This is a genomic window from Mycobacterium sp. 050272, assembly GCF_039023525.1.
Lineage (GTDB): Bacteria > Actinomycetota > Actinomycetes > Mycobacteriales > Mycobacteriaceae > Mycobacterium.
The window spans coordinates 21,629-27,628 of record NZ_JBCHKV010000033.1; the positions used below are offsets into that span (position 1 = coordinate 21,629).

Annotated in this window: 6 protein-coding genes; 3 read left to right on the forward strand and 3 right to left on the reverse strand. The window is 62.6% G+C overall.

The annotated features are described in order from the left end of the window. Positions 1-214: 214 nt before the first annotated feature. Positions 215-1,909 (reverse strand): sodium:proton antiporter, encoded by a 1,695-nt coding sequence (locus AAHS21_RS30850; RefSeq protein ID WP_036349818.1) that lies wholly within the window; start codon positions 1,907-1,909, stop codon positions 215-217. A 689-nt stretch (positions 1,910-2,598) separates the two neighbouring features. Here AAHS21_RS30850 and AAHS21_RS30855 point away from each other — a divergent pair. Then, entirely contained in the window at positions 2,599-2,928 is a 330-nt protein-coding gene (locus tag AAHS21_RS30855; protein ID WP_036349821.1) for a hypothetical protein, read from the forward strand. 373 nt (positions 2,929-3,301) lie between these two features. Here the strand turns inward: AAHS21_RS30855 and AAHS21_RS30860 are convergent, their stop codons facing one another. Next, the gene (locus AAHS21_RS30860) at positions 3,302-3,466 is read right to left on the reverse strand and encodes a hypothetical protein (protein ID WP_342931154.1); all 165 of its coding nucleotides are present in this window, start codon (positions 3,464-3,466) and stop codon (positions 3,302-3,304) included. Between the two features lie 615 nt (positions 3,467-4,081). Further along, entirely contained in the window at positions 4,082-4,525 is a 444-nt protein-coding gene (locus AAHS21_RS30865; RefSeq protein ID WP_036349827.1) for an Hsp20 family protein, read from the reverse strand. A gap of 156 nt (positions 4,526-4,681) precedes the next feature. Between AAHS21_RS30865 and AAHS21_RS30870 the strand changes: the two genes are divergently transcribed. Next, complete coding sequence (locus AAHS21_RS30870) at positions 4,682-4,981, forward strand: MerR family transcriptional regulator (RefSeq protein WP_036349830.1); 300 nt, start codon at positions 4,682-4,684, stop codon at positions 4,979-4,981. Positions 4,982-5,088: 107 nt separating this feature from the next. Next, the gene (locus AAHS21_RS30875; protein ID WP_342931155.1) at positions 5,089-5,265 is read left to right on the forward strand and encodes a hypothetical protein; all 177 of its coding nucleotides are present in this window, start codon (positions 5,089-5,091) and stop codon (positions 5,263-5,265) included. The last annotated feature ends 735 nt before the right edge of the window (positions 5,266-6,000 follow it).

The following is a 6,000-nucleotide window of genomic DNA, read 5'->3' on the forward strand; positions in this document are numbered from 1 at the left end:
CCCACTGGACTTACCACATCCAAGACAGAATCCGAGACGTCTCCTTTCCCTAGATACGAGACACCGCTTCCTCCGAGGCCACGCCAATGGACGAAGATCGGAGCATAAGCCGCCGGTACAGCCGCCAGCTGCACCGCCGGGTTCGGCAAATGAGCCGCCAGCATGGATCATCCGCCGGTCCTTCAACCGGTGCCCCGGGAAGCGCGCCGACGCATTAGATCCGGCGCTCCAAGCGCGCTGAAACCGCCGCTTCCTGCAGGTCCAGCCGGTCAAGCATCGCCCGCACCGCTTCCTCGTCGACTGCACCGAGGTCGCGCTGTTCGATGAGCGACGCCCGTTGGGCTCGTAGCACCTCCCGGTATAGCGCCGCGAACACTTCAGCGCGCAGGGTGTGACTTTCTGGGCTGGGCATTTCATCAGCGTCCTGAGACTGGCGCGCTACCAAATGACGAATCTCGTCGAGCACCTTTGGGTCAATCCCGTCTGGTGGGTGCGCGCGAAAGTGGGCGAAGACTTCGACTGCAGCCTCGTGAACGACGCGTTCGGCCTTGAGCGTTTCCTCTCGGTCTTCGCCCGTATCGCCCTCACTGAAGGCTAATTTCAACCGTCGGATCAGCAGCGGTAACGTCGCGCCCTGCAGTAACACCGTGCCGACAGTGACCGCGAATGCGATCGCCTGAATCGTCGCTCGGTGGGGGAACGGTTCGCCGCTGGCTGTGGTCACCGGAACCGCGGCGGCCGCGGCCAAAGTCACCACACCGCGCATTCCCGCCCACGACACCACAACGTTGTCTTGCCAGGACAAGGGGCGGCGGTCGATTGCCGACCACCATTTGCCCGATCGAGGTGAGCGAGTGTCTGTAGTTGCGCAGGCGCTCCTGCCGCTCAGCGGCGGCGCTAGGGGCGTCGCCTTGCGGTCACGGTACTGAGACAACAGCCAGGGTCCGAACATCACGAACACCGACAGCGGTCGGATCAGCACCACGACGGCGAGCACAATCGTCGACGCCAGCCCTACGCTGGTCAACGATTCGTGCGCCTCGTTCAGGTCGTCGAGAACGAAACGCAGATGCAGTCCGATGTAGGCGAATACGAATGCCTCCAACAACACATCGAGTGAATTCCACACATAGCGTTCCTGCAGGCGCGTCTGGTAGCCGGCGACGAGGGTGCCCGAGCCGACGACGAATCCAGCGGCGACCACCGCCAGCACGCCGGAAGCGTGTACGTTCTCTGCGAGCAGGAAGGCCGCAAACGGCGCCACGAGTCCTTGGACTGTCTCTAGTGCCGGGTTGTTGAGACTTCTCCTGATCCATAGCGTGGCGTAGCCCAGCACCGCACCCACAGCCGAACCGAGCAGTGCGGTGTAGCCGAACAGCAGAGCCGGGTTGGTGATGAACGTATGACTGCCGGTGACCTGCGCGACGGCAACGGAGAACAACACCAGTGCCGCGGCATCGTTGATCAGGCTCTCACCGGTCAGGACAGCCATGACTTTCTTTGGCAGCCCGAGCCTTCGGCCGACGGCGACGGCGGTGACCGCATCCGGTGGCGCGACGATCGCACCCAACACCAGCGCACCGCCAAAGGTCAGCGGAACGACTACAAGCCACGCCGAGATGGCAGCAACGGCGAAGGCGGTCACCATCACCAACGCGACACCCAAGCCCAGAATTGGACGGATATTGCGGATGAAGGTGGGGAAGGAGAAGTTCACCGCAGCCGAAAAGAGTAAGGGCGGGAGGATGACGGCGAGCAGGACGTGCGAATCGAGTTCCGGTGTGCGGAAACCCGGCAAAAACGACGCCGCGATGCCGGTCACCACAATAATCAACGCGGGCTGCAGTCCCCATCGATCAGCGAGAGCAGTGACGATGATGGCGCCGACGACGACCAGTAACAGTTCCACGCGACGATTCCTGTCTTATCCGGCAACAATTTTATTCAGGTGCGCCCAACTGGAAATGTGACTTTTCGCCATGGTGTGTTTCACCGCAGAGTCACCTCGTGTCGCCGGGCGCGTTCACTACTCGCAGAACATGTGAGCCGGAAGACGCACTGCAGCAACGGATTACGCCGTCCTACCTGCACACTCCAGCGGTCACGGAAGCCTCTCGACGGTCTCGCGTCTACCGACTATGGCAGCGGAGCCATGAGATGAGGGAATGAGCAACCCGAACTCGTGAGAGACCAACCGGCCAGCTTAGAGAACCCCGCAGGTGCATGAAACCCAGGGAGGCTTCACGAGACACCCGTCCGGCCAAGCAATGAATAGCAGCCGGTGGGGCCGGGCCCGACATTCGTGAGAAACAACGGCCTAGGTGGGGCCCAAGTCAGATGACCACACTCAGTACTCAGTACTCACTCAGTATGGAGAGGGTCGACGCGTGCGATGTTCCCCATCATGCAGCCATGCTCATTATCAGCTAATATCTGATGGTGATCTGCACAGTGTAGGCCTGCGAAAATGAGGTAGTTGCGGTGCAATATCAAATTATCGCCCGGTGCTCGTCGCCAACCGCCAGTACGGATTACCGGGACATCACTGCGGTCAGGTATCGAGTCGATGGCGCTACGGGCAGCTGTAGTCGTGAGCAGATGATCACCCTGTTGGAACAGGGCCACACCGCCTTCGTCACAGATCGTCACGGCTATTCCGACGTTGGGATCTTCGACTTAAACAAGGTCAAATATTTGCGCACGTACTGGGGTGACTTCTGGGATGACAGGCTGATCTCGCTGCCGACGTTCGATTTCGACGTATCCCGGCATGATCCGGCTGTCGGTTCGGATGCTCAGTCCCGCCGCCGGGACGTGGGCACCTTTGTTGAGAGCGTTCATCTCGCGGCGTCACGGCTGATCGCTGTCACGCCACGGCGGCGCCACCGCCGGGAGAGCCACGAGCGCCCTGCCCTGGCCCGGATCTAGAGGGTTGCACGAAACGTGCTGGGATCGCCGCCGACTCCGCGCTGTGCATACGGCAACCCGCAACGGCGGCAACCACATCCATCTCCCTGCATCAGGGTGCGGGGAAATGTTGGTGCACGAGGGGAGTAGGGGGTGAACCAACGTGCTGGCTATGACGGCGACGCTTGGTACCTACCTTATGACGGGCCGCCGGGGCCGGCGGCCCAGGACGATGCTGGCGCGAGTTCTGCTGGCCTTTCCCGTGCACTAAGGTAACGCCATGGCGCTCCCAACGAGGTCGCCTAAGCGGCCCAGGGGTGTGGCCCGGTTCGAGAGGACGCGGCCCAGGGCGCTACGCCCAGGGCTGCGCCCGCAGGCGATAAGCTGGCCCTGATTAGAGCGGTACTGGGTCCAGTTCGATCACGTGGGGATATGCGTCATCGGGCAACGAGACGGACTCCTGCTGTTGTGCCCAGTCCCAGGGGGCGACGTCGAGGGGCATCGGCTGTCCTGGCGTGCTCCGGCGCCGGTGATCGGTGGCGGGGGTAAAGATAGCCATCACGTTTCGGTCCTTCCCGGTCCTTCTTTTCTTCTCTGCAAGCAAGTCGGCGGGTTGCTCCGTTAGGTAGTCACCTGCGATCCCTAGCCCTGGTGCCTTCTCCACCCGCAGGCGGGCCAGCCCACCCACCGGGATGTGCCTGGGGTGGGCCTGCGCCGTCTGGCCACTCTGGACGAGGGGGCCAGGGTGGGCCGTAAAACGCCGGTGTGTGCCTGGTGGCGGGCTGGCCTGCGGATGCTCTGTGATGTCATCACCTCCTTGGTGTTCTGCGCTGGATCCGGGCTGCGTGCGGAGGGCTGCGTGAGACTGCCCGTGCCGCAGGGTGCGGGCGAGACCCTCGTCGCAGGAACCGTGCCGATGCCCGGGCCGCGGACACCGGCCACCCGAACCTGAAATGGGCACATCCGGTTACCCGGGGCGCCGGCGGTGGGCACCGCGGAATCAACGGTAACGGGGCTGCCGCGGCGCATAGGATGGCGTCGACCTCGGCGAACAGCACGATCACCGCCGCAGACAACACCTGATCGAGATCCTCCGCGGGGTGATCACAGTCCATTAGCGCCGTCGTGGCGGCTAACGGCACGGATCGATCGACGGGGAGCATCACCGGCCGTCCTATCCCGCGTCGATGACCTGGCCCGGGTCGATGGCCTGCTGCTGACGATCCCCCTGGTTGACGGTGATCTTGCGGGGTTTGGCCTTTTCAGCCACCGGGATCTGCAACCGCAGCACACCGCCGCGGTAGGAGGCTGTGATCCGCTCGGTGTCGAGGTTGTCGCCGAGTACCAGCTGGCGGCTGAACACCCCCCGGGGCCGTTCCGTGGCCAGCATGTTCCGGCTGGGATCGACCTCGGGGCGCTGCGCGCGCACGGTCACCACATTGCGCTCGACATCGAGGTCCAACGACTGCTCCTCGATGCCGGGCAGATCGAACTCGACAACCAAATCGTCGCCTTCCCGCCAGGCATCCATGGGCATCACTGCCGGACGAGCCGCGGTGCCCGACACCTGCTGGGCAAAGCGGTCTAACTCCCGGAACGGGTCACTGCGTACCAACATGATTTGCCACCTCCCACATCGTCAGAGCTGTGACTGAAGGTGATCTATGCCAGATCACATATGTTTTATATAACCCAGATAGACTCTTTGAGCAACATATGAGCCCCCAAAAAAATCTTTCCCAACCCTGTGTCGACGAACGGGAGCCCCCGATCCATGACCACACCACACCACAGCGCCAGGCCGGCCCCCGACCAGGCGGTCTATGCGATCTCCGTGGCCGCCGAGTTGACCGGAGCGCCGATTCAATCCATCCGCTTATGGGAACGACACGGTTTGCTCACCCCGCACCGCACTCCCGGGGGAACCCGCCGCTACAGCGCCAACGACCTGGCCCGCATCACCCGCATCACCGCCCTGGCCGGCGCCGGGATCAACATCACGGGGATCGGCCGCATCCTGGACCTCGAAGACACCAACACTGCCCTCCGTGCCCGCTACGGCGACGGTGGGTAGTGAGTCCAGTGCTATATCACCGCTCTGCTGGACTAAATCCCGGGGGAACGGGCTTAGGCGGCTTTCGCCTCACGTTTTTGTCGGCGCTATATAGAGGACGCACTGGCGTGATGACAACTGAAATCCCGCCGATCACCCCGGTGGGCCGGTGCGCTCAGCTGAACGCAGCGAAAGCGATGCAACGGTCCGCAGCAGACCATAACCGTCTTGCCATCCTGAGCAACATCCTTGCTACCCACCAGCGCCACCCGATGTCCACCTGGAAGGGCCCCGCCATCGGGTGATGTCCGCTGATGACCGCAGTTTGGCAAGGACTTTCTTGCGGCTTGGCCGCTGGCCGCCCATAATCATGTATTCCACCTTCGACAGCGAGCTGATGTCCAAATGCGGCGCAGTCCGCGACCAATTCGGAGAAAGGGTGTGCGACGTGCGAGCGGTCAGCCGCCGTCAGTTGGAACGATCCGCACGAACATAGCCACGACGGGCTAGCCGCCGCATTCGACGCACTTGGGCCGTGAGGGAACTATCTCTACCTCGCTCAACGCCACCGCCAAGCCAATCAGCATCCCGAGCCAGACATACGGCGCAACGATTACGCGGCTTTCGCAGATGGGAACGACTGATTATCTCTACGGGCGAGCACTCGGCCACGACAAATGTCAGGCACGTTCAACTGACGTACTGTTCAACTGACGTACTGCCTGTATAGCCGCCCCGCCCCCCATCACCCCAACCAGGAGTCTCTGTCTGAGGGGTCCAATCCGACCCAGGCCCGGCGGTCGATGGGGTGGGCGAACCGTCGTCGCAGCCACCATCGGCTCAGCCAGCCCGGGGGGTGTAATTGCTCACGATACTCACTGGTCAACCCCAACAACCGGCCCTCGCTACTGCGGGAACACACCAGAACACTGCCATACAGCAACGGGAGAAATTGTCAAGACCTGTGGATCGGGTTTTTTCAGGCGACCTGCGTTCCGGTGTGCTCGTTGCCGTTTGAGGGCGGTGTCGGTGGGGTGATG